At 72.3% G+C, this 21,871-nt stretch carries 18 protein-coding genes and 1 pseudogene; 6 read left to right on the top strand and 13 right to left on the bottom strand.

Annotated features, from left to right (window positions below; genetic code table 11):
* Positions 1-82: 82 nt before the first annotated feature.
* The 4 genes and pseudogenes from AC07EG_RS07615 to AC07EG_RS07600 all read right to left on the bottom strand — a co-directional run bounded on the left by AC07EG_RS07615 (position 83) and on the right by AC07EG_RS07600 (position 2,713).
* The gene (locus AC07EG_RS07615; RefSeq protein ID WP_478252212.1) at positions 83-910 is read right to left on the bottom strand and encodes an ABC transporter permease; all 828 of its coding nucleotides are present in this window, start codon (positions 908-910) and stop codon (positions 83-85) included.
* Positions 897-1,406 carry an AAA family ATPase gene (locus AC07EG_RS07610; RefSeq protein WP_478252606.1) on the bottom strand — a complete coding sequence of 170 codons (510 nt, stop codon included), beginning with the start codon at positions 1,404-1,406 and terminating at the stop codon, positions 897-899. The genes AC07EG_RS07615 and AC07EG_RS07610 overlap by 14 nt, the downstream gene beginning before the upstream one ends.
* A pseudogene (locus AC07EG_RS07605) lies at positions 1,392-1,778 on the bottom strand (ATP-binding cassette domain-containing protein); the annotation flags it as partial. The pseudogene AC07EG_RS07605 and the gene AC07EG_RS07610, both read right to left, overlap by 15 nt.
* Positions 1,779-2,026: 248 nt before the next feature.
* Complete coding sequence (locus AC07EG_RS07600; RefSeq protein ID WP_478252211.1) at positions 2,027-2,713, bottom strand: dioxygenase family protein; 687 nt, start codon at positions 2,711-2,713, stop codon at positions 2,027-2,029.
* Between the two features lie 115 nt (positions 2,714-2,828).
* Here AC07EG_RS07600 and AC07EG_RS07595 point away from each other — a divergent pair, with 115 nt between their 5' ends.
* The 3 genes from AC07EG_RS07595 to AC07EG_RS07585 all read left to right on the top strand — a co-directional run bounded on the left by AC07EG_RS07595 (position 2,829) and on the right by AC07EG_RS07585 (position 6,434).
* Positions 2,829-5,354, top strand: a complete 2,526-nt coding sequence (locus tag AC07EG_RS07595) for a LuxR C-terminal-related transcriptional regulator (protein ID WP_478252210.1) — start codon at positions 2,829-2,831, stop codon at positions 5,352-5,354.
* Positions 5,355-5,493: 139 nt separating this feature from the next.
* Complete coding sequence (locus AC07EG_RS07590; protein WP_478252209.1) at positions 5,494-5,763, top strand: WhiB family transcriptional regulator; 270 nt, start codon at positions 5,494-5,496, stop codon at positions 5,761-5,763.
* Between the two features lie 131 nt (positions 5,764-5,894).
* Entirely contained in the window at positions 5,895-6,434 is a 540-nt protein-coding gene (locus tag AC07EG_RS07585; protein WP_478252208.1) for a hypothetical protein, read from the top strand.
* On the opposite strand, the gene AC07EG_RS07580 is transcribed toward AC07EG_RS07585, so the two are convergent.
* On the bottom strand, positions 6,385-7,578 hold the full coding sequence (locus AC07EG_RS07580; protein WP_478252207.1) for an amidohydrolase family protein: 1,194 nt from the start codon (positions 7,576-7,578) through the stop codon (positions 6,385-6,387). The genes AC07EG_RS07585 and AC07EG_RS07580 overlap by 50 nt on opposite strands.
* Positions 7,579-7,658: 80 nt before the next feature.
* On the opposite strand from AC07EG_RS07580, the gene AC07EG_RS07575 reads away from it, so the two are divergent.
* On the top strand, positions 7,659-8,114 hold the full coding sequence (locus AC07EG_RS07575; protein WP_478252206.1) for an SRPBCC domain-containing protein: 456 nt from the start codon (positions 7,659-7,661) through the stop codon (positions 8,112-8,114).
* A gap of 290 nt (positions 8,115-8,404) precedes the next feature.
* On the opposite strand, the gene AC07EG_RS07570 is transcribed toward AC07EG_RS07575, so the two are convergent.
* Both AC07EG_RS07570 and AC07EG_RS07565 read right to left on the bottom strand, forming a co-directional pair.
* The gene (locus AC07EG_RS07570; RefSeq protein WP_478252205.1) at positions 8,405-8,851 is read right to left on the bottom strand and encodes a hypothetical protein; all 447 of its coding nucleotides are present in this window, start codon (positions 8,849-8,851) and stop codon (positions 8,405-8,407) included.
* A gap of 92 nt (positions 8,852-8,943) precedes the next feature.
* Positions 8,944-9,591, bottom strand: a complete 648-nt coding sequence (locus tag AC07EG_RS07565; RefSeq protein ID WP_478252204.1) for a GntR family transcriptional regulator — start codon at positions 9,589-9,591, stop codon at positions 8,944-8,946.
* A gap of 108 nt (positions 9,592-9,699) precedes the next feature.
* Here AC07EG_RS07565 and AC07EG_RS07560 point away from each other — a divergent pair, with 108 nt between their 5' ends.
* Entirely contained in the window at positions 9,700-10,509 is an 810-nt protein-coding gene (locus AC07EG_RS07560; protein ID WP_478252203.1) for a carbon-nitrogen hydrolase family protein, read from the top strand.
* A 108-nt stretch (positions 10,510-10,617) separates the two neighbouring features.
* Positions 10,618-11,811: a glycoside hydrolase family 64 protein gene (locus AC07EG_RS07555; RefSeq protein WP_478252202.1), complete on the top strand. Its 1,194-nt coding sequence runs from the start codon at positions 10,618-10,620 to the stop codon at positions 11,809-11,811.
* Between the two features lie 715 nt (positions 11,812-12,526).
* Here the strand turns inward: AC07EG_RS07555 and AC07EG_RS07550 are convergent.
* The 6 genes from AC07EG_RS07550 to AC07EG_RS07525 all read right to left on the bottom strand — a co-directional run bounded on the left by AC07EG_RS07550 (position 12,527) and on the right by AC07EG_RS07525 (position 21,510).
* Positions 12,527-14,836 (bottom strand): SpoIIE family protein phosphatase, encoded by a 2,310-nt coding sequence (locus tag AC07EG_RS07550; protein ID WP_478252201.1) that lies wholly within the window; start codon positions 14,834-14,836, stop codon positions 12,527-12,529.
* Positions 14,837-19,354, bottom strand: coding sequence for a HAMP domain-containing protein (locus AC07EG_RS07545; RefSeq protein WP_478252200.1), 4,518 nt, complete (start codon positions 19,352-19,354; stop codon positions 14,837-14,839). It lies immediately after the preceding gene.
* Between the two features lie 85 nt (positions 19,355-19,439).
* Entirely contained in the window at positions 19,440-19,850 is a 411-nt protein-coding gene (locus tag AC07EG_RS07540) for an ATP-binding protein (RefSeq protein ID WP_478252199.1), read from the bottom strand.
* A gap of 65 nt (positions 19,851-19,915) precedes the next feature.
* Positions 19,916-20,281, bottom strand: coding sequence for an STAS domain-containing protein (locus tag AC07EG_RS07535; RefSeq protein WP_478252198.1), 366 nt, complete (start codon positions 20,279-20,281; stop codon positions 19,916-19,918).
* Between the two features lie 4 nt (positions 20,282-20,285).
* Complete coding sequence (locus AC07EG_RS07530) at positions 20,286-21,209, bottom strand: DUF3800 domain-containing protein (RefSeq protein ID WP_478252197.1); 924 nt, start codon at positions 21,207-21,209, stop codon at positions 20,286-20,288.
* Between the two features lie 16 nt (positions 21,210-21,225).
* Positions 21,226-21,510 carry a hypothetical protein gene (locus tag AC07EG_RS07525; RefSeq protein ID WP_478252196.1) on the bottom strand — a complete coding sequence of 95 codons (285 nt, stop codon included), beginning with the start codon at positions 21,508-21,510 and terminating at the stop codon, positions 21,226-21,228.
* Positions 21,511-21,871: the final 361 nt, after the last annotated feature.

Raw genomic sequence — 21,871 nt, 5'->3', positions numbered from 1 at the left:
CGGTCAGTTCCGCCGGTGGAGCTGTTCTCGCCGCAGGGGAGGCGAGGGGCGGTCCCTCGCCTCCTCGCGTGGGTGGTTTCGGTCAGAGCACGTCGCGGCGGTGGAGCAGCCAGCCACCCAGGCCGGTGAAGGCGACCAGGTAGGCGGTGACCACCAGGGCGGCCTGCACCGGGCTGGTCAGCTCCGCCACGCCCGGTGACTGCGTGGACGCCCCCAGCGACGCCACCAGTGAACCGGCGTTCGAGCCCGGCAGGCCCAGTTGCAGGTCCCGCACCCACGACAGCAGCGGCGCGGCCACGCCGATCAGCAGGTTCTGCACCACCAGCAGCCACACCAGGCCCAGCCCCAGCGGCAGCGCCACCCCGCGCAGCGCGATCGCCAGCAGCGCGCCCAGCACCGCCCAGGTGGTGGCGATCAGCCAGCCCGCACCGATCCCGGCGAGCAACTCGCCCACCGCGGGCCAGTGCAGCGGCGAGCCCTGGTTCAGGGCGATCACCGCGCTGGTCACCGCACCGGTGGCGAAACCGGTCAGCACCAGCGCGAGCATCGCGACGGCCAGCGCGAAGAGCTTGCCGCCGTAGACGGTCAGCCGGGACGGGCCCTGGGTGAGCACGGTCTTCCAGGTGCCCCAGCCGTATTCGCCGCCGACCGCCAGCACGCCGACGACCAGCGCGATGGCGCCGAGGAACACCGGCAGCCCGCCGATCGAGTTGCCGACCAGTTCCTCCGGCAGCGTGGCGGCGATGCCGCGGTCGCTGTTCGGTGCCCCGGGTGAAGCACCGGCGGCACCGGCCAGTGGCAGCAGGTAGGTGAAGGTCAGCCCCAGCGCGGTGCCGACGGCGAGCATCAGCCAGTTCGCCGGCCGGCGCACCAGCTTGGTCAGTTCGGCGGTGGCACTACGCACCAGCATGTCCGGCACCCTCTCCGGTGAGTTCGAAGAAAACCTGCTCCAGTTCGCGTTCGGCGGCGCGCAGCTCGCGCACGGCCAGCCCGGCCCCGACCAGCTCACCGTTGAGCCACGCCGCGCTGTCCGGATCCGCGGTCAGTTCGAGCGCGTTCCCGCGCACCCGGACCCGGGCCTCGCCGAGCAGCCGGGTGGCCACTTCGGCGGCCAGCGGCAGGGGATCGGCCACCACGTGCAGGACCGAACCGCCCCGCAGTTCGGCCACGGTGTTCTCGGCGACCAGCTTGCCGCGCGACACCACGCCGACGCGGTCGCACACCTGCTGCACCTCGCCCAGCAGGTGGCTGGACAGCAGCACGGTGCACCCGCTCGCGCCGAGTTCGCGGATGAGCGCGCGCATGTCGGCCATGCCACCGGGGTCGAGGCCGTTCGTCGGCTCGTCCAGCACCAGCAGCCGCGGTTGCTTGAGCAGCGCGGCGGCCACGCCGAGCCGCTGCTTCATGCCCAGCGAATACGCGGCGTACCGGTCCCCGCCGCGGTCCCGCAGGCCGACGGTCTCCAGCACGGCTTCGACGCGCCCGGCACCGGCACCGGTGTAGTGCGCCAGCACCCGCAGGTTCTGCCTGCCGGACAGGTACGGGTAGAACGCGGGCGCTTCGATGAGCGCGCCGACCCGGGACAGGTCGCCGTGCGCGCGGCCGAACAGCCGGACCCGCCCGGACGTCGGCCGCAGCAGGCCGAGCAGCACGCGCAGCGTGGTGGTCTTCCCGGCACCGTTGGGGCCGAGGAAGCCGTAGACCTCGCCCGGCCGCACGGTCAGGCTCAGCCGGTCGACGGCGAGCACGCCGCCGTAGCGCTTGGTCAGTTCGCAGATCTCCACCGGGAGGTTCATGCCGGAAATGGTGGGCGCCGGACCGCCCTCACCGCGTCCGGCGGCGGGCGGCACCACGCGCTACGCCACCGGGCGTAGACGTGAAGGAAGACCGGGGCCGTGTCGGCCCCGGCCTTCCCCCGCGGTGCGGGGCAGACTCCGGTTCGGCACGAAGGGGCCGTCCTCTGCCACGACCGCTCCGGGGCCACCGCCGGACGGGAGTTTCCGCCGCACCTGACCGGCGAGGGCCCTCAGCTCGTGAAGTTCAGCACGAAGTCGAAGGTCGCTTCCCGGCCGCCCGAGGGGGTGTTCCGCACGGTCATCAGCAACCGCGGGTCGAAGATCGGGTCGGTGTTGTTGCGCGGTTCGTTGGGGAAGTACAGCTGCGTGGTCAGGATCGGCCTGCCCGGGGCCTGCACCTTGACGTGCAGGTGCCGGGTGCGGCCCGGGTAGAGGCCCGGCACGATGGTGGACAGGGTGAACTTGCCGTCGGGGCCGGTGAACTGGTGCCCGCGGAAGTTGTACCCGACGTTGTCGTAACCGCCCTGGTTGTTGGCCTGCCAGAAGTCCAGCAGCGCCTGCGCCACCGGTGCGCAGGACCGGTTGAACACGTAACCGGTGACCAGCAGCCTGGTGCCCGGCGTCTGCGGGGTGACCAGCGTGGTGCGCCGCGGTGAGTTCGGCTTGAAGTAGGGGCCCTCCATCTGCGGGATGGTGGGGTCGTCCCCGTCGTCACACTGCGGGGTGGGCTCCAGGTCCAGGGGCACCGCTTCGGACTGGCCGGCGGACTGGGCGGTGCCCGCGGCGGCGGCGGACAGCGCCGCGGCCGCCGGGACGGCGAGCAGGCCGAGCTGGAGCGCGCGCTTGCGGGAGATGCCGTTGTCCGTGCCGTCGGTGTTGCCTTCGGGGTTCGTGGTGGGGTCCGGGTCGTCGGTCATCGCGTGGTCTCCTTGTGGGTCGCGAGTGGTTTAGACCATGCAGGACGGAACGGAACCGTTGCAATGCGTAGCGCTACGGACTTAAATGGCTCGTCTTTCCGCGAAGGAGCCGAAGTTGACCGACCAGATCGCGATGGTCGGGCGCGCCGCCGCGCAGGCCGCGCTCGACGCCGTCACCGCACCCGCGCTGATCCTCGTCGGCGGGGAGGCGGGCATCGGCAAGACGCGGCTGGTGGCCGGGCTGCGGGAGCCGGGGCGCCTGCTCACCGGGCGCTGTTCCCCGCTGCGCGAACCGCTCCCGCTCGGGCCGGTGGTCGAAGCCCTCGGCGTGGCCGGGGGCTTCCCGGCGCTGCGGGAGCTGCTCGCCGGCGCCGGTCCGGCGACGCTGGTGCTCGAAGACCTGCACTGGGCCGACAACGCCACCTACGAGTTCCTGCGGTACCTGTGCCCGCGGCTCCCGCCCCGGCTGCGGGTGGTCCTCACCTACCGGCCGGAGGAGACCCGGCCGCTCGACCTGGCCGCCGGTGCCGCGACGGCGGTCGAAATCGCGCTGAAGCCGCTGAGCCGGGAGGAAGCCGCCGAACTGGCCGCCGCGCACCTCGGCGTGCGCGCGGTTCCGCCCGCGTTCGCCGACCGGCTCTACGAACTGACCGCGGGGGTGCCGTTCGTCATCGAGGAGGTGGTGCGGGCCCTGCCCGATTCCACCGCGTTGTTCGGCGACCTCCAGCCGTCGGTGGCGTTGCGCGGTTCGTTCGCCGAACGCCTCGGCCGGGTTTCCGCCGGTGCGCGGGCGGCGGTGGTGGCCGCGGCGGTGTTCGCGGTGCCGGTGGAGGAAGCCCGGCTCGGCGCCCCCGAAGCGGTCGACGAGGCGCTCGACGCCGGACTGCTGGTGACCGCCGCCCCCGGCCTGGTCTCCACCCGTCACGCGCTCGCGTCGCGGGCCATCGAGGACCTGCTGTCCCCGTCGGAGCGCCGGGCCGCCCACCGCGCCGCCGCCGACGCCCTCGGCGCGGCCGAGCCGGTGCCCGCGTTGCGCCTGGCGCACCACAGCCGCGAAGCCGGGCGCCTGCGGGACTGGGTCCGGTACGCGCTGGCGGCCGGGGAGCAGGCGGACCGGACCGGTGAGGGCGACGCCGTGGTCGGGCAGCTGGCCGGTGCGCTGGCCGCCCCCGGCGTGACCAGGGCCGACCGCCTGCGGCTGGCCACCCTGCTCGGCCGGGTGGCCGGGCACGGCAGCAGGCACGACGTCGCGATCAAGGCCCTGCAGGGCCTGCTCACCGAGGAGTTCACCCCGGTGCAGCGCGGGGAGATCCGGCTCGCGCTGGCGATGCTGCTGTGCGGGCAGGGCTGCGACCGGCCGGCCGGTCGCCACCAGCTCACCGTGGCGGCCGCGGAACTGGCCCCGCGGCCGGACCTCGCCGCCCGCGCGATGGCGGCGCTGGCGGTGGCCGGGGACGGCACGGAAGCCGTGGCGGACCGCCGGAAGTGGGCGAACCGCGCGCTCGGCCTGCTCGACCGGGTCGACGACGCCGAGGTCCGCACCGCGGTGCGGGTCAACCACGCGACCGTGCTGCTGTACGCGGGCGACCCCGGGGGCCGGGCCGCCGCGGACCGGGTGCTCGCCGAACCGGGGGTGCCCGCGCAACTGGCCAGGGGAGCGGTCAACTTCGCCGACGCCGCCGCCTGGCTCGGGCACCCCGGCGACGCCCGCCGCCTGCTCGCCAGGGCCCGCGAACTGTCCGGTGGGGACGAGTACCTGGCCACGGTGATGGCGGGGGCCCGGTTGCGCGCCGATTTCGCCGCCGGTGACTGGACCGGGCTGGCCGAGCGCGCGGAACTGGTCCGCGCCGACGCGTGGCGGCTGCCCGAACTGGCCGCGGAGGCCAGGCTGGTGCTCGGCGAGCTGGCGCTGGCGCACGGCGATCTGGTGACCGCGCGTCACGAACTGCGTGCGGTGGCCGAGATCGCCGCCCGCGACCTGTCGCTGCCGATGCTGCTGGCCGCCCGGACCGCGCTCGCCCGGATCGAGCCGGAGCCCCCGGCCGACCTGCTGGCCGCGCTGCGCAAGCAGGACCTGTGGGTGTGGGCCGCCGACGTGGTGCCGCTGGCGGTGCGCGAGCCCGGTGAGGGCGAAGCGCTGCTCGCCGAATTCCGCGCCGGGATCGACGGCCTCGACGCCCCGCTGGCCGCCGCCGGGGCGGAACTGGCCGCCGGGCTGCTGCACGGTGAGGAAAGCAGTTTTGCCGCGGCGATCGAGGGGTATTCGGGGCTCGGCCGCAGGTATTCCGCTTTGCGCGCGGCCGAGGCACACGCTGAACTGCGCTTGCGGAGGAGGGACGAAAAACCAATGGTGCGCACGGCCGCCGAATACACCGCCCTCGGTGCTTCCTGGGACGCGGCCAGGTGCGCGGAAACCCTGCGCCACCACGGGTTCCGCCTGCCGCACCGGCGAGGGAGACGGGGCTACGGGCAGGCGTTGTCCCCGCGGGAGAAGTCGGTGGCCGAACTGGCCGGACGCGGGCTGACCAATCGCCAGATCGCCGAATCCCTGTTCCTGTCCATCCGGACCGTCGAGGCCCACGTGGCCAGCGCCATGCGCAAACGCGGCGTTCGCGACCGCCGCCTGCTGGCCGGGGAATAACCCGCGCGGAACCGCTGTTGGACGCGGTGTTCCCAGCACGACCGGCCGGAAAAATGCCGCGCGCCGTGCTGCCCTCGTCCCGCAGAATCAGCACACACCCGAGTTGCACCACCACCGCCTGGAAGGGGGCGGCTTCACCATGGACTTCGACAACATGCCCTTCGACAACTGGACCGAACTGGCCGCCTGCGGCGACCACGACCCCGAACTGTTCTTCCCGCTTTCCGACGTCGGGCCCGGTGCCCGGCAGGCCCAGCGGGCCAAGGCCGTCTGCGCCGGGTGCCCGGTGCGGGCCCAGTGCCTGTCCTACGCCCTGGAAAACGGCCTCGACCACGGCATCTTCGGCGGGGCCACCGAAGGCGAACGCCGGGCGCTCAAGCGCGCCACCGCCACCCCGCGCGCCGCTTGAGTCCACTTCGGACAACCGGCCGCCTGCGCCCGTCGGCGTAGGCGGCCGGTGCGCGTACGCGGGCGGGCGCAGCCGCGGAAGCCGGACGCGGGCGGACGCGGTGACCGCCCGCGATCCGCAGACTCCTTTCCATGCACACCAAAGGTTCCGCCGCCTCCCCGCCGCGCTTCCCCCGGCTCAGCCCGCGGGTCCGCAAGGCCGTGGTGGCCGCGCACGTCGTGACCTCGGTCGGCTGGCTCGGCATCACGCTGGCCAACCTGGTGCTCGCCGTCACCGGCCTGACCACCACCGAACCCGCCCGCCAGCACGCCACCCTCCTGGCCATGGCGGTGGTCGGGCAGACCCTGCTGATCCCGGTCAGCCTGGCCGCCTTCGGCACCGGGCTGGTGCTCTCGCTGGGCACCAAGTGGGGCCTGTTCCGGCACTGGTGGGTGGTGGTGAAGTTCGTGCTGACGCTGATCGCGGTGGTGCTCACCCCGCTTTCGTCGGTACCGGGCCTGGTGGAGCTGGCGGAGGTGGTCTCGGTCACCCCGGCCGGTCAGCCGGCCGACACCGGTGACCACGCCGTCGGCCTGCTCTCCGCCGGTGGTGTGTCCTCGGTCATGTACCTCACCTGCGTGCTCATGACCGTGTACAAGCCGGGCGGCCGGGTCCGGTTCCGCCGCCGGTGATCGGCCTGCCGCCGTGCCACACCGCCCGGATCCGGTTCGCCAGGTCTGCGGTGTCCAGCTCGATTCCTTGCAGCAGCACCAGATCCGCGCGTTTGCGCTCGGTGATCTCACCGCGGTCGGCCGCCAGCCCGAGCAGTCTGGCAGCGTCCAATGTGGACGCACGCAGCGCGCCGGCGTCGCCGAGCCCGGCCTCGGCGAGGTGGTGGATCTCACGCAGGGCCTCGGTGTGCGGCGTCACCGGGTTGTCGGTGCCCAGTGCGATCGGCACCCCGGCCGCCAAGGCGAGGCGCACCGACTCCCGGTGCGCCTCGGCCTGGCCCGCCGGTGCGTCGTCGCGCCCGTGCGTGCAGGACAGCGTCGGCACGAACCAGGTCCCCGCCGCCGCCATCGCGGCGACGGCGGCCTCGTCCAGGAACACCCCGTGCTCGACGCTGGCCGCGCCCGCCCGCGCCGCCAGTTCCGCGGCCCTGGCCCCGTGGGCGTGCACCATCACCTTCCGGCCGCCCTGCCGCGCCGCCTCGTCCACCAGCGCCGCCAGTTCCCCCGCGGTGACCTGCACGTCGTGCACCCCGGTCCCGGCGGCGATCGAGCCGGTGGCGGCCACCTTGATCCAGTCGGCCCCCGCCCGCACCATCCGCCGGACCACCGCCCGGGCCTGGTCGGGCCCGTCGAACACCGGATCGGGCATCGACGGGTCGCCGAAGAAGTCGACCCGGCCGGTGACCGGCGTCCAGTGGTCGCCGATCCCGCCGGTGGTGCCGGTCTGGCGCAGGCTGATCAGCACCTGCGGGCCGTCGATCCAGCCCCGCTCCAGCGCGAGCCGCAGCCCGGCGTCGGCACCCCAGGCGTCGCGCACGGTGGTGATGCCGAGGCCGAGCAGGGTGCGCAGCACCGGCACCGCGGACAGTGCGCGGGCCGAGCGCGGCAGGCCCCACGGGTTGCCGAGGGTCTGGGACATGCAGACGTGGGTGTGGCAGTCGATGAACCCGGGCAGCAGCAGCCCGCCGGTGCAGTCCACCGCCTCGTCCCCGTCGAGATCGGTGCCGACCGAGGCGATCCGGTCACCCTCGAGCACCACGTCGGCGCGGCTCACTTCGCCGGAGGCGGCGTCGAAGACCGAGCCGCCGGTCAGCAGGTATCGCATCGCCGCATCCTCCCAGTTGCCCCGCCCGCGCGGACGGCTGTATGCTCCGGTGTCAATATTGCCAGTGAGGAATATAGGGGATGACGGTGCTGGGCAAAACCGAGGACGGCCGGTTCGCGCTGCGGTTCGAACGGCGGCTGGCGCACCCGCGCGAGAAGGTCTGGCGGGCGCTGACCGAACGGCACGAACTGCGGGCCTGGTTCGTGCAGATCCTCGACTACGACCGGTCGCGGCTGGAGTTCACCGAGGGCGCGGACCTGGCTTTCGTGCCGAGGTCGGGGGAGACCGGGACGGGCACGGTGGTGCACGCCGACCGGCCGCGGCTGCTCGAATACACCTGGGACGGCGAGACGCTGCGCTTCGAACTGACCGCGGACGGCGACCACGCTTGCACGCTGGTGTTCACCAACGTGCTCGACGACCCCGAGACCGGGTCCGCGGTCGCGCCGGGTTGGGAGGCCGGGCTCGATCTGCTCGCCGCCTTTTTGGACGGGGTCACCTCACCGGGGTTTGCCCGCAGCGGGGAGGTGCCTTGAGCTTGTGCCGTGGTGGGAGCTGCCGGGGCGGTGTGGGCTCGCCTGCCGGGGGCGGCTGGGCCTGACCCTTGCTCTTCCGGTTTTGGAGGCGCTTTGCCGGGGCTTGTTCGCAGTGGGCGGAGTTTGGGTTTGTGCCGTGGTGTGCAGGTCTGAGCCGATTGATGGCCTCTTCCGGCTTTGAAGGAGCCTCGCCGGGGCCTGTCCGCAGCGGGGGGTGTCTGCCGAGTGGCAGGTCCTCTGCCGGGGCTGGGTCCGCCTGGCTCTGTTCTTCCGGCTTCGAGGACGCCTCGCTAGCCCGGTAACGCGAACAGCTCTCCCTGCACGGGTGCGGCGGCCACCGCTTCGGCGGCCGGCGGCTCGTCCGGGGCCTGGGCGCACCACCGTTCCAGCGCTTCGAGCGCCGCGGCGGCTTCCTCGCGGGCTGCCGGGTCCTCGTGCGGAGCTCCGGCCAGTGCGGCGCGCGCGGTGAACAGCAGGCGTTCGCGGTCGGCGGGGGAGAGCCAGCCGGTGCGTTCCCAGGTCTCCAGCCGCCGCCGGGCCTGCTCGGCCAGTTCGGCGAGCAGCGCGATGTCCTCTTCGTCGAGTTCCAGCACGCCGGGCGGGGCGCCGAGGCCACCGGCGGTGTAGGTGGCCGCGGCCGGGATGGTCTCGGCGTAGGTGGCGGCGGCGTGGTCCTGCCCGCGGACCGCGGCTTCGGTGGCGCACCAGTTCGTGATGCTCGAAACGAGCGTGGTCATGGACGCTCCCCTCGGGTCGGGTGCCGCCCCGATGGTGCCACCACCCACCGGCGGACCCGGGCGGGTGCCCGGGAGTGTCGCGGATCGGGTTTTCAGTCCGGCAGCAGCGAGAGCACTTCCGAGACCGGCCGCAGGTGCTGGTGCAGCAGGCGGGCCGCTTCGGCCTGGTCGTGCCGTTCCAGCGCCGCGACCAGGGCGCGGTGCTCGGCGTTGATCACCGGCAGGCGGTCCGGCCTGGCCTGCAGCGCACGCACCGCGACCCGCTGCTGGCGGGAGCGCAGCGTGTCGTACAGCTCGGTGAGCACCGAGTTCCCGGCGGCGTTGACCGCCGCCCGGTGGAAGGCGCGGTCCAGCCCGGACACCTCGAACCACGCGCCGGCCGCCCCGGCCCGCTCCATCGACTCCAGCAGTCCGGGCATCTCCTCGGGCAGCGGGGTGCCCCGCGCGCACAGGGCCGCGATCGCGTGCCCCTCGATCAGCCGCCGGGTCTGGTAGACCTCCTCCAGTTCCCGCGCGGTGACCGTCCGGACCTGGGCCCCCTTGCGCGGCAGCAGGCTGATGAAGCGTTCGGCGGCCAGCCGGTGGAACGCCTCCCGCACCGGGGTCCGCGAGACGCCGACCACGCCGGAAACCCAGTGCTCGTCGAGGAACCGCCCGGCTTCCAGCTCGCCGGAGATGATCCCGTCACGCAACCAGGTGTACACGCGGTCGCGTGCGGGCGCGGCGTCCGGCACGGTCATGGAGCTCCCCTCGTCGAGCGATCGGGCCGATCCTACACCGCTGGACACCTCGTGTATCCGTCTTGTATACAAGCTGTACGCGATCCCGATGCGGAAAAGAGGAAGCTCATGGTGCACGTCGCCGTCGCGCAGTTCGCCCCCGGTGAGGACAAGCGGGCGAACCTGGCGCGGGTCGCCGGACTGGTGGACGAGGCGGTCGCCCGCGGCGCGCGGGTGGTGGTCCTGCCCGAGTACGCCATGTTCACCGTGCCCGCGATGGACGAGCGGTTCGTCGAATCCGCCGAACCGCTGGACGGGGCGTGGGTGTCCGGGCTGCGGGCGCTGGCCGCCGAACGCCGGGTCACCGTGGTGGCGGGGGTCAACGAGGCGCTGCCGGGCACCGGGCGCATCTCGAACACGCTGGTCGCGGCCGGGGAGGACGGTTCGATCGCCGCGCTCTACCGCAAGCTGCACCTCTACGACGCGTTCGGCTTCCGCGAATCGGACTTCGTGCGGGCCGGCGAGGTGGAACTGCCCGAAACCTTCCGGGTCGGCGACCTCACCTTCGGCTTGCAGACCTGCTACGACCTGCGGTTCCCCGAGGTGACGCGGCGGCTGATCGACGCGGGCGCGGACGTGGTGCTGCTGCCGGCGGAATGGGTGCCCGGGCCGCTCAAGGAGGACCACTGGACCACGCTGATCCGCGCACGGGCCATCGAGAACACCGCCTACGTCGCCGCCGCGGGCCAGTGCGCGCCGACCGGCTCCGGCAACAGCCTGATCGCCGACCCGATGGGCGTGGTGATCGCCGCGGCCGGCGAGCGCAGCGCCACCGCCGGGGCGGAGCTCACCAGGGCGCGGCTGGACGAGGTGCGGGCGAAGAACCCGGCACTGGCGCTGCGGCGGTTCACCGTGGCCGGGCCGGAGATCACCGCTTGACCGATTCCGATCAGTTCCGATCGCGCGTTTGACTTCGCCCGGTGGTCTGGACCACATTGCAGTTGGTTAGTAACTGTCCGGTCCCCCTCACCGTCGAGGAGTCTGATCATGATCTCTCGCCGCGCCTTCATCGGTGGTTCCGCCGCGGCGCTGGCCGGTGTCGCACTGAGCCGGTTCGCCCCGGCGTCGGCGGCCACACCGGAAACCTTCACCCTGAGCATCCGCAACGAGTCCGGCTCCGGGACCGCGTATGCCTACGTCACCGGCCTGTCCGGCGGGAAGCCGGTTTTCGTCAAGGAGGGCGGGGCGACCTACTTCCCGCCGTCGCCGGGTGCGCCGACCACGCCGCTCGGGGAGGACTGCGCCATCCCGCTCGGCGGGCCGGGCAGCACCACCTCGGTCCGGGTGCCGCGCATGTACGGCGCGCGGATCTACGTGGTGACCGGGGCGAAGATGACCTTCTTCGTCAACCCCGGGCCGAACGTGGTGCACCCGAGCTTCCTCAACCCGGACGACCCGAATTACGCGCTGGACTGGTCGTTCGCGGAGTTCACCTTCAACGAGGCGGAGCTGTTCGTCAACGTCAGCTACGTCGACTTCGTCGCGGCGCCGCTGGCGCTCGGGCTGACCACGCTCTCGGGTGCCTCGGACAGCGTGCCGGGGCTGCCCGCCGGGGCGCTCGACGGGATCTGCGCGGCGCTGGAGGAGCAGGCCGCCAAGGACGGCGCGCCGTGGGGCGGGCTGATCCAGAAGGCCGGTGACGGCCGGAACCTGCGGGCGATGAGCGCGCACTACCGGTCCGCGGAGTTCGGAGACTACTTCGCCGGGTACGTCGACGAGGTGTGGGCGAAGTACAGCGGCAGCCCGCTCACCGTGGACACCCAGGCTTCGTGGGGCAAACTCACCGCTCAGGTCACCGACGGCCTGCTGCGGTTCGACAACGGGGAGACCTTCGCGAAGCCGAGCACCGCGGACATCCTCAGCTGCGACTCGGGTCCGTTCGCCCTGGACGGTGCCAGTGAGGTGCGCAAGGCCATCATCCCCCGCCTGGCGGCGGCGCTGAACCGGACCACGCTGCGGGACAACGCGGATCAGCCGAATGGTGAGCGGCCGGAGAATTTCTATACGGTCGAGCGGACCAATCACTATGCGCGTATTGTGCATGAGCGGTTGCCGGACAATCGTGGATATGCTTTTCCGTATGACGATGTGACGTCGACGGGCGGGCCGGACTTCAGCGGGGCGGTTCGGGCGGGGGATCCGGATACGTTGACTGTGGTTTTGAAATCGTTGCGGGGGTGAGTTTCCAACCCGGCTTTTCATTGTGACTACGGCGGGGATGGCTTTGTCAAGGCGGGAAAGATGCCTTGACAAAGCCATCCCCGCCGTGTTTCTGGCTTCGGGCCGGGTGGAGGGGGGAGTGTGGGTGGGGGTGGGGTTTGGGTGCCCGGCTTGCGTTTTGCAGGTTGGGGTGGGGGGTGGGATTGGGTGGGGGTGGAGTTTACGGGTTTGCGGGTTTGGGTGTTCCGGCTTCCGGCTTCCGGTTTGGGTTTTGCGGGTGGGATTGAGTTTGTGGGTTGGGTGCCCCGGTTTCCGGTTTGTGGGTGGGTGGGGTTTGTGGGTTGGGTGCCCCGGTTTGTGGGTGGGGGCGGGGTTTGTGGGTTGGGTGCCCGGCTTGCGGTTTGTGGGTGGGCGGGGTTTGTGGGTTGGGTGCCCGGCTTGCGGTTGCGGTGCGGGTAGGGGTTTGCGGGGTTGGGTGATCGGTTTGCGGCCGGTGACTTGCGGCTTGGTGGCCCGGCTTGCGTTGGCGTGTGGGTTGTGAGGGGGCGCGGAGCTTTCGAGGGCTCTTGTTCGCCTGGTGAGTTTGGCGGCGGGGATCAAGCCGCTTGCCTTCTCTTGGCGCGAGGGGCCGAGGGCCGACTCGAAGCCGCATCGGCTCTGGGGGGCGCGGCTTGACACCAGAGCTGCCGCTGGCCTGGCCGCTGCGGGAGCGGCAGCCGGGGGCGCGAACCGGGCCTCAGCCCAGTTCGATGGCGACGATGCAGGTGTCGTCGTCGGTGTCGGCGTTGCTGTGGGTCAGCAGGTGGTCCAGGCGCTGCTCCAGCGACACCGCTGGGGCTTCGGCCAGGGTGAGCAGTTGGGCGATCGCCTCGTCGATGGAGCGGCCCCGGCGTTCGATGAGGCCGTCGGTGTAGAGCAGCAGGACGTCGGACGGGGCCAGCTGCACGCTCTGCTCCTCGTACTCCGCGGTGGAGGTGGCACCGAGCAGGATGCCGCCGATCATCGGCTGGCCGCCGGCCCGGCCGCCCCGGATCAGCACCGGGGGCAGGTGACCGGCCCGCGCCCACCGCAGCACCCGCGTCGCCGGGTCGTAGATGCCGCACACCGCGGTGGCGATCACCCGCTTGGTCAGGTGGTGCGCCACCAGGTTCAGCCAGGTCAGCAGCTGCGCCGGACCGGCACCGGTGGCAGCGAGGCCGCGCAGGGCGTTGCGCAGCACCACCATGCCCGTCGCCGCTTCGATGCCGTGCCCGGCGATGTCGCCGACCGAGAGCAGGATCTGCTTCGACGGCAGGGTCACCGCGTCGTACCAGTCGCCGCCGACGAGCTGGTCGTTCTCCGCGGGCCGGTAGTGCACGGCGATCTTCAGCCCGGCGGTGTCGATCGGGTCGGGTGCGGTCGGCATGATCGCGCGCTGCAGGTGCAGCGCCAGCCGGTTCCGCTCGGCCGACTCCTGCTCGGTGTGCGCCAGCTGGTCCCGCGTGGCCGCCAGCGCCACCTCGGTCCAGTGCTGCGCGGAGATGTCCTGGTAGGCCCCCCGCACGGTGAGCAACTGCCCGTCGGCGTCCAGCACCGGGTCGGCGATCACCCGGATGTGCCGCGCGATGCCGTCCGGCCGCTGCAGCCGGAACGCGGTGGACGCGGGCCGCCGGTGGTGCAGCAGGGTGCGCAGGAACCGGCCGATCGAGGTCGCGTCGTCCGGATCGGCGTGGGCGGGCAGCCGCCGCAGGGCGATGGGTTCCGCGGTCACGGGCAGCCCGTAGAGCGCGTACACCTCGGTGTTCCAGGCGATCTCGCCGGTCACCGCGTTTTCCTCGAACCCGCCGATCCGCCCGAGCCGCTGCGCGTGCTGCAGCAACCCGGCCAGCCGCGCGGTCTCGTCCTGCACCCGCCAGATCAGCAGCACCGCGTCGCCGTGGCGGGTCACGCTGATGCCCGCGGTCAGCGTCACCGGCACCTGCTCGACCAGCGTGGTCAGCGTGGTTTCCTTGGCGCGGAACGGTTCCCCGGTGGCGTGCACGTGCTCGACCTTGTCGAACAACCCGCTCTTCCCGGCCACCATCGGATAGACCTCCAGCAGCGGCGCGCCGACCACGGCGTGCCGCGGGCGCCCGGCCGGATCGGCGAACGCGCCGTTGGTGTGGTGGATGCGGAAGTCGGCGAGCCCGCCGTCGGGGCCGAGTTCGGGCAGCAGCACCAGGGCCGGGTCCAGGATCGCGTCGGCCACCGCGATCAGCGCGCTCACGCCGGTTTCGGGTGGCGGCGCGGCCTCGGTGCCGCGGGTGTCCAGCGCCCTGGCGCACAGCTCGGCCAGCGCCTCGATCTGCCGCTCGATCTGCGGTGGCTGGTGCGCCAGCGGCGCCGGCCAGCAGATCTCCAGCACCCCGAGGATGCGCCCGCCGGCGTCGGCGGGCACGGTCACCCTGGCACCGGGGAACTCCTGGTGGGCGATCGACGGCGGGCCGGTGCGGGCCAGGTGCTCCAGCCAGACCAGCCGCCGTTCGGTCAGCGCGCGCCGCGCCGGGGTGGCCAGGCCGGGTGGCACGTACCGCCACCGCACGGCCTCCTCCGCGGACAGCCCGGCGAACCCCGCCAGCGACAGGGAGGCGTCCGAGCCCGCGGCCCAGATGGCGACCGCGGTGGCCCCCAGCGGCGCCAGCGCGTGCTCGAGCAGCGACTCCGCCACGGCCGGTGCGTCGGTGGCCGCCAGCACCCCGCTTTCCGCGCTGCGCAGGCGAACCGCGGCCGGCCGCCCCGGCTCGGCCTTGCCCGCCGCGTCGACCAGCTGGTCCCGCGCGGACTGGTTGACGATGTCGACGGCCAGCTCCAGCTGCGGCAGCCCGGCCTGGGCGGCCAGCTCGGCCAGCTGGTGCGCGGCCTCCGACGGTCCGCAGTGGAGCCGTTCCACCAGTACGCCCTTGGCCAGCTCGATCAGCGCCCGGCCCTCGGCCTCGGCGTTGGCCCGGTGCACCTCGCCCCGCAACCGCTCCACGGTCGCGGCCAGCCGGTGCAGGTTCGCCGTCTCCACTTCGGCGCCGGCCACCACCTAGTTCTCCAGCCAGCGCTGGATGCAGGCCAGCAGGTGCGCCGAGTCCACCGGTTTGGTGACGTAGTCGCTGGCCCCCGAGCCGAGGCTCTTCTCCTGGTCACCCGGCATCGCCTTGGCGGTCACCGCGATGATCGGCAGCTCGCGGTGCTCGGGCATGGCCCGGATCGCCGCGGTGGCCGCGTACCCGTCCATCTCCGGCATCATCACGTCCATCAGCACCAGGTCGATCTCCGGGTGCCCGACCAGCGTCTCCACCCCGCGGCGCCCGTTCTCCGCGTGCAGCACCCGCATGCCGTGCGTTTCCAGCATGCTGGTCAGCGCGTAGACGTTGCGGGTGTCGTCGTCGACCACCAGCACCGTCCGCCCGGCCACGCGCCGGTCCGGTTCCCGCGGTGACTCGGCCGGGGCCGGTGCGCGGACCAGCGGCACCACGTCGCCGGGCTGCTCGGCGGTCAGGTGCAGCGCGATCCGCTCCCGCAGCTCGTCCAGGCTGGAGAGCAGTTCCAGCGGCTGCACCCCGGCCCTGGCCTGGAGCACGCGTTCGGCCTCCTCGTCGAGCCGCCGGTTGTGGTGGGCCAGCACCGGCACCGCGCGCAGCGCCGAATCGCCGTCCATCGCGGCGAGGAAGCGCAACCCGGCCTCCTCGGGCATGTCCAGTTCCAGCACCACGCAGTGGAACGCCTGGGTGGCCAGCGCGGCGGCGGCCTCCTCGGCGCCCACCGCGGTCACCAGCTCCACCGCACCGCGGGATTCGATCAGCTCCGGCACCTCGGTCAGATCGGCGATCACGCTCTCGGCCACCAGCGACAGCAGCCCGCGCGGGTACTTCTCGATCACCAGCAGCCGCCGCGGCTGCGGTGGCCCGGCCGCCGCCTGCGGCGCGGGCTCGGGAGCGGGCGCCCGGTGGTCCGCGGCGGGGGAGCTGTCCTCGAAGTCCGGCCGGGCCACCGGCAGGTACAGGGTGAACGTGCTGCCGTGGCCGGGCCTGCTGGCCACGGTGATCACCCCGCCGAGCAGGAAGGCGATCTCCCGGCTGATCGACAGGCCCAGCCCGGTGCCGCCGTACTTGCGGCTGGTGGTGCCGTCGGCCTGCTGGAAGGCGCCGAAGATGGACTGCAGCTGCTGCTCGGGGATGCCGATGCCGGTGTCGGTGACCCGGAACGCGATCGCCGCGCCGTGGTGGCTGACCGAAGCGGGCACCTCCGGCGGTGACACCGGTTCGATGTGCAGTTCGACCCCGCCCGCCTCGGTGAACTTCACCGCGTTCGACAGCAGGTTGCGCAGCACCTGGCGCAGCCGCGAGTCGTCGGTGAGCAGGTCGACCGGCACCCCCGGCGCGGTGGTCACCCGGAACTCCAGGTCCTTCTGCGTGGTCAGCGGCCGGAAGGTGGCCTCGGCGTAGTCGAGCAGGCGGCGCAGCGGCACCCGCTCCGGGCGGATGTCCATCTTGCCCGCCTCGACCTTCGACAGGTCCAGGATGTCGTTGATCAGCTGCAGCAGGTCCGAACCGGCCGAGTGGATGATGCCGGCGTACTCCACCTGCTTCGAGGTCAGGTTGCGGGTCGGGTTCTGGGCCAGCAGCTGCGCCAGGATGAGCAGGCTGTTCAGCGGGGTCCGCAGTTCGTGGCTCATGTTCGCGAGGAACTCGGACTTGTACTTCGAGGCGATGGTCAGCTGCTGCGCGCGGGTTTCCAGTTCCTGCCTGGCCTGCTCGATCTCCAGGTTCTTCGCCTCGATGTCGCTGTTCTGGCTGGCCAGCAGCGCCGCCTTCTCCTCCAGTTCGGCGTTGGACCGCTGCAGTTCCTCTTGGCGCACCTGGAGTTCACCGGACCGCGACTGCAGTTCGGTGGCCAGGCGCTGCGATTCGACCAGCAGCTCGTCGGTGCGCGCGTTGGCCACGATGGTGTTGACGTTGACGCCGACGGTCTCCATCAGCTGGTCGAGGAAGTCGCGGTGGGTGGGGGTGAACCGGTGCACCGAGGCCAGTTCGATCACGCCGAGCACCTGGTCCTCGACCACGATCGGCAGCACGATCAGGTTCGTCGGCGTGGTCTGGCCGAGGCCGGAGGAGATGGCGATGAACCCGGCGGGCATCTCGTCCACCGCGATCGTCCGCCGGCTGCGGGCGGCCTGGCCGACCAGCGATTCGCCGAACCGGAAGCGGACCTCCTGCCCGGCGGCCGGGTGCCCGTAGGCGCCGATCAGCCGCAGCTCCGGGGTGGCCGAGGAGTCGTCGGCCAGGTAGAAGGCGCCGTACTGGGCCGAAACCAGCGGGGCCAGCTCGTCCATGATCAGCTCGGCCACCACGGCCAGGTCGCGGCGGCCCTGCATCAGGCTGGAGATGCGGGCCAGGTTCGACTTGAGCCAGTCCTGTTCCTGGTTGGCCTTGGTGGTCTCGCGCAGCGACTCCACCATCGAGTTGATGTTGTCCTTGAGCTCGGCCACCTCACCGGAGGCCTCCACGGTGATCGACCGGGTCAGGTCGCCCTCGGCGACCGCGCTGGTCACCTCGGCGATGGCCCGCACCTGCCGGGTCAGGTTCCCGGCCAGTTCGTTGACGTTCTCGGTGAGCCGCTTCCAGGTGCCGGACACGCCCTCGACCTCGGCCTGCCCGCCGAGCCTGCCCTCGCTGCCCACCTCGCGCGCCACCCTGGTCACCTCGGCGGCGAACGCCGAAAGCGTGTCGACCATGGTGTTGATGGTGGTCTTGAGCTCCAGGATCTCCCCGCGGGCGTCGACGTCGATCTTGCGGGTCAGGTCGCCCAGCGCCACCGCGGTGGTCACCTGGGCGATGTTGCGCACCTGGTTGGTCAGGTTGTTCGCCATGAAGTTGACGTTGTCGGTGAGGTCCTTCCAGGTGCCCGCCACGTTCGGCACCTGCGCCTGCCCGCCGAGCATGCCTTCGGTGCCGACCTCGCGGGCCACGCGGGTGACCTCGCCGGCGAAGGCGGAGAGCGTGTCCACCATCGTGTTGATCACCCCGGCCAGCGCGGCGACCTCGCCCTTGGCCTCCACGGTGATCTTCTGCGACAGGTCGCCCCTGGCCACCGCGGTGGCCACCTGGGCGATCGAGCGCACCTGGCCGGTCAGGTTCGACGCCATCACGTTGACGTTGTCGGTCAGGTCCTCCCAGGTGCCCGACACCCCGCGCACGGTGGCCTGCCCGCCGAGGTTGCCTTCGGTGCCGACTTCGCGGGCGACGCGGGTGACCTCGTCGGCGAAGGCGGAGAGCTGGTCGACCATCGTGTTGATGGTTTCCTTGAGCTCCATGATCTCGCCGCGCGCGTCGACGCGGATCTTCTGCGACAGATCGCCCTTGGCCACCGCGGTGGTCACCTGCGCGATGGAGCGCACCTGCGCGGTCAGGTTGTCCGCCATCACGTTCACCGACTCGGTCAGCGCCTTCCAGGTCCCGGAAACGCCCTTGACGTCGGCCTGCCCGCCGAGTCTGCCTTCGGTGCCGACTTCGCGGGCGACGCGGGTGACTTCGACGGCGAAGGCGGAGAGCTGGTCGACCATCGTGTTGATGGTTTCCTTGAGCTCCAGGATTTCCCCGCGCGCGGTGACGGTGATCTTCTGCGACAGGTCCCCGCTGGCCACCGCGGTGGCGACCTGGGCGATCGAGCGCACCTGCGCGGTCAGGTTCCCGGCCATGAAGTTCACCGAGTCGGTGAGGTCGCGCCAGGTCCCGGAAACGCCCTTGACGTCGGCCTGGCCGCCGAGGATGCCCTCGGTGCCCACTTCCCGCGCCATCCTGGTGACCTCGTCGGCGAACGAGGAGAGCTGGTCGACCATCGTGTTGATGGTGTTCTTCAATTCGAGTATTTCGCCGCGGGCGGCCACGTCGATCTTCTGCGACAGATCGCCCTTCGCCACCGCGGTGGTCACCTGGGCGATGTTGCGCACCTGGTCGGTGAGGTTGCCTGCCATGAAGTTCACCGAATCGGTGAGGTCGCGCCACACCCCGCCGACCCCGGGCACCTGCGCCTGCCCGCCGAGCCTGCCCTCGCTGCCCACTTCGCGGGCCACGCGGGTGACCTCGTCGGCGAACGAGGAGAGCTGGTCGACCATCGTGTTGACGGTTTCCTTCAGCTCCAGGATCTCCCCGCGCGCGGCCACGTCGATCTTCTGCGACAGGTCCCCGCTGGCCACCGCGGTCGCCACCTGGGCGATGTCCCGCACCTGCGTGGTCAGGTTGCCCGCCATCGCGTTCACCGAATCGGTGAGGTCCTCCCAGGTGCCGGACACCCCGGGGACCTGTGCCTGGCCGCCGAGCCGCCCGTCGGTGCCCACCTCCCGCGCCACCCTGGTCACCTCGGAGGTGAACAGGGAGAGCTGGTCCACCATCCCGTTGAAGACGGTGGCTATTTCCCCGAGCAGGCCGTCCGCGTCGTCCGGCAGCCGGATCCCGAAATCCCCGTCGCGGACCGCGGTCAGCCCGGCCAGCAACTGCCGCAGCTCCGGCTGCTCGGCCCGCTCCGGTGACCGCGTTTCCTCGACCGTCGCCTCACCCATGCCAACCCCGCTTCGATCCGGCCCGCCCCGGGCGCGGTTCAACTTACCGCTGCCGGGGCCGGTTGCGGGGGCTCGGCGCGGCTCGTCAGCCGCTCGCGCGGCGGGGCCAGCTCATCTGCACCGTGGTGCCGTGGTCGGACGGGCGGATTTCCACCGAACAGGCGAAAGCGCGGATCATCGTCAGGCCGCGCCCGCGCCCGGTGAGCCGGGGGTCACGGGGTGCGCGCCAGCAGCCGTCGTCGGTGATCGTCACGGTGGCTTCGTCCCGCCCCGGGGGGCACGCCGCGTAGAGGTCCAGCGGACCGGTGCCGTCGTCGTAGGCGTGGTCGACGACGTTGGCCATCGCCTCGTAGGCGGCGCAGACCACGGCTTCGGTGTCCTCGTCGGAGAGGTCGACCCGGTGGCACCACGCGGCCAGTTCGCGCCGGATCTCCGGTAGGCGCTCGGCACGCGCGGGAACGCGGACGTGCAGTTCGGTTTCCGGCTGGCTGAACACGGGCCAGTGCCCCCTTCGACTCGCGACGGGTACGGCGTGAAAGGCATACCCTGGCCAAAAGGGGGTTAACCGTCGCCGAGTGCTTCGTCCCGGCTGGGGTGGATGCCGAGCACCTGGGTCAGGCCGGTGATCTCCAGCGGGCGGAGGGTGGCCGAGCTGCCCGCGACCACGCGCAACGGCGTGCTCCCGGCTTCCTCCTGCAGGGCCACCAGCGCTTCCAGTCCGGCCGAAGCCAGGAATCCGACGTCGGTGAGGTCCACCACCAGGCGCTCGGGCCGCTCCCGCAGCGCCTCGGTGCCCGCTTCGCGGAGCCGGGGCGCGGTGAGCAGGTCGACCTCCCCCGCCAGCACCAGGACCACCGTGGTGCCCAGCCGCTCGGTGCGCACGCTCAGGGCCGCCCCGCCGTCGGCGGCCATCGGATCGGAAGTCACCGCGTCATCCTCCCACGGCCAGGTCACGTCCCGGTGCTCGGCGCACTCCGTTCCACCAGGAGGAGGAAGGCGCGGCGAACGGCCGGAGCAACGCGGCCAGTTCCGGGTCCCCGCGGCCGCGCAACTCGTCGGACGCGATCTTCCTGGCCACCCCGGCGAGGAAGTCGGCGACCTGCACCCGGGGGTCGGCACGCGAGTCGGCGAACCGCAGGCGCAGCGGGATGCCGCCGAGCAGGCGGCGCACCTGGGCGATCCGCGCGCCGGTCAGCGAAGGCTGCTCGTCGTGGACCACCGAAACCCCCGCGCCGTGGCTGAACCCGCGCACGGTCTCGGCCAGCGCGGGCAGCAGCGGGTCGAGCAGCACACCGGGCCGCCAGGCGGCCAGGTCGGCGCGGCGCAGCGGCTCCGCGAGCGGGGTGCCGGAGACGAGGACGGCCAGGGAGCCGGTGGAGGCGGGCCGCCGGTTGCCGGTGCGGAGCAGGTCGTTGAACGCGCCGAGCACGCGCGTCCACCCGGTGGCGCCGAAGGTGGCCGGCCCGTCGCCGTGCAGCGTGGCGTGGTCGTGGCCGAGCAGGTCGGCCAGCAGGCCGGTGAGGTAGAACGCCTTGTCGGTCAGGTGCACCGCGGCCACGCCGTGGATCGGCCCGGTGGTGCCGAGCAGCCATTCCAGCACCGGGCGGTGCTTGGCCCGCAGCAGGTGGTTCGCCTTGTGTTCGAGGGCGGGGGAGCGGATGCGCTCGCGGACCTCCCCGAGGCAGTCCGCGGCCGCCCCGGTGGTCAGCCGCACCCCGGCGTGCGCGAACACGTCGGTCTCGCCGCCGATGAGCTTCTCGCCCTCCGAGCCGGATTCGTCGCAGGCGATCTCGGCGAACGCCCGCCCGCCGTCGTCACCCGCGCCCCGAGCCCAGGCGACCGGCCACCCGTCCACAGAGGACTTTTCCGGCTCAGGCGACCGGGCGCACGCCCTGGCCGATCGCCGAGGCGAGGAAGCACCAGCCCCGCGAGACGGTCAGGCACGGCAGGTGCCTGGCCCGCAGCTGGTGCAGCAGCGGGTCTTCGGTGTGCAGGCGGTCCTGGTCGACCACGCCGCAGACGACACCCTCACCCACCTCGTCCGCGGCGAGCACGCCGTGGCGGCCCGCCCAGGCGGCCAGTTCGCGCATGGCCGCGGAATCGCCGAGGTAGACCACCTTCAGCGGGGTCCTGGTTCTTCGGTCACCGGCTGGCATGGCTGACTCCCCTTCCGCTACGGGCGCTTCCGGGGATAACCGGAAACGCGGTGTTCAAAACCGTTGAACACCCGGCACCGGGGAAATTGCCAGTTCCTTTCCACCGAATCGATCAGGTGTTCCGCCGGGTGGGGGCCGGTCACCGGGATCGGTGACTCCGCCCCGGGGACACGGGCGGCGGCTCAGCTGTGTTGGTTAACCATCTCCGCATGGTTGGGAATCTTCTGACAAAACCGGACAAGGTGCACCGGCCGCCTTGACGGGGACATTGGTCTAGTCCACCGTCGGTGGGCACGGAAGGTCGCGGACGGTGTCCGTGCGCGGACGGCCCGCGACCGCAGGTCCCCACCTGGCATGGAGG

It is taken from the genome of Amycolatopsis sp. NPDC045836, assembly GCF_056431745.1.
The sequence above is the reverse complement of the archived record's forward strand: the minus strand, read 5'-3'. Positions and strand labels throughout refer to the sequence as shown.

Coding starts and splice junctions, on each gene's coding strand:
- AC07EG_RS07575 (WP_478252206.1), top strand. CDS start 7,659: ATGACGGTGCTGGGCAAAACCGAGGACGGCCGGTTCGCGCTGCGGTTC.
- AC07EG_RS07560 (WP_478252203.1), top strand. CDS start 9,700: ATGGTGCACGTCGCCGTCGCGCAGTTCGCCCCCGGTGAGGACAAGCGG.
- AC07EG_RS07555 (WP_478252202.1), top strand. CDS start 10,618: ATGATCTCTCGCCGCGCCTTCATCGGTGGTTCCGCCGCGGCGCTGGCC.
- AC07EG_RS07545 (WP_478252200.1), bottom strand. CDS start 19,354: ATGGGTGAGGCGACGGTCGAGGAAACGCGGTCACCGGAGCGGGCCGAG.
- AC07EG_RS07570 (WP_478252205.1), bottom strand. CDS start 8,851: ATGACCACGCTCGTTTCGAGCATCACGAACTGGTGCGCCACCGAAGCC.
- AC07EG_RS07525 (WP_478252196.1), bottom strand. CDS start 21,510: ATGCCAGCCGGTGACCGAAGAACCAGGACCCCGCTGAAGGTGGTCTAC.
- AC07EG_RS07580 (WP_478252207.1), bottom strand. CDS start 7,578: ATGCGATACCTGCTGACCGGCGGCTCGGTCTTCGACGCCGCCTCCGGC.
- AC07EG_RS07565 (WP_478252204.1), bottom strand. CDS start 9,591: ATGACCGTGCCGGACGCCGCGCCCGCACGCGACCGCGTGTACACCTGG.
- AC07EG_RS07615 (WP_478252212.1), bottom strand. CDS start 910: ATGCTGGTGCGTAGTGCCACCGCCGAACTGACCAAGCTGGTGCGCCGG.
- AC07EG_RS07600 (WP_478252211.1), bottom strand. CDS start 2,713: ATGACCGACGACCCGGACCCCACCACGAACCCCGAAGGCAACACCGAC.
- AC07EG_RS07590 (WP_478252209.1), top strand. CDS start 5,494: ATGGACTTCGACAACATGCCCTTCGACAACTGGACCGAACTGGCCGCC.
- AC07EG_RS07610 (WP_478252606.1), bottom strand. CDS start 1,406: ATGAAGCAGCGGCTCGGCGTGGCCGCCGCGCTGCTCAAGCAACCGCGG.
- AC07EG_RS07585 (WP_478252208.1), top strand. CDS start 5,895: ATGCACACCAAAGGTTCCGCCGCCTCCCCGCCGCGCTTCCCCCGGCTC.